This window comes from Brevibacillus laterosporus (assembly GCF_030489605.1).
Classification (GTDB): domain Bacteria; phylum Bacillota; class Bacilli; order Brevibacillales; family Brevibacillaceae; genus Brevibacillus_B; species Brevibacillus_B laterosporus_E.
Genome location: NZ_JAUKFY010000071.1, coordinates 1 through 675, shown reverse-complemented (window position 1 = coordinate 675; position 675 = coordinate 1). Strand labels below are relative to the sequence as shown.

General features: G+C 42.1%; 1 pseudogene. It reads left to right on the top strand.

Going from position 1 to position 675, the window contains the following annotated elements:
- Nucleotides 1–98 precede the first annotated feature (98 nt).
- A pseudogene (locus tag QZ995_RS23705) lies at nt 99–675 on the top strand (hypothetical protein); the annotation flags it as partial.

Genomic DNA, 675 nt, shown 5'->3' with positions numbered 1-675 from the left:
CAAAGAATTTGATGATAAGAAAGGATTTAGTGACCTTGATCAGGAGATCGGTGGATACTTTGGCGGTGTTTATAAATCCACATAGAGGAGGCGTTAATATGCCTGATATTCAATTACCGGAGTGGCATAATCCAGGTAAAGAGCCACCAGAGGAAAAGAAACAAGAGGGGTGGCTTGCCACTGAAAAACCACCAGCGGACTGGTTTAACTGGCTATTTTACACCATTTTCAAAGCACTTGAAAAACTCAAATCTAAACTAGGAAGTGCAGAGGACATCCTTTCCAATCACGTTGGAAAAGGTGGAAATACTCATCCTAACGCTACACCCACAACGGCTGGGTTTATGAGTGCAACTGATAAAGATAAGTGGGACAAGCACAATGGCGCTGGTGGGACAGCCCACTCGTTAGCAACAAACAAACTGGCAGGATTTATGTCTCCAGAGGATAAAGACGCTTTGGGATCATGTAATAAATACCGCAGTGGGTACGACGTGACAACTCAGATTCACACAGTTGTTAATTACAAAAGAGAAGACGGTACAGATTATATGACCTCAGTTTTATCTAATAAAGTAGGGAATGTGTACACAGTAGATACCCGCCAATACTACGGACCAGATGGGAAAACTATAGGAAAAAGAGAGGTGTATGATATCACTTATGATAGTAACG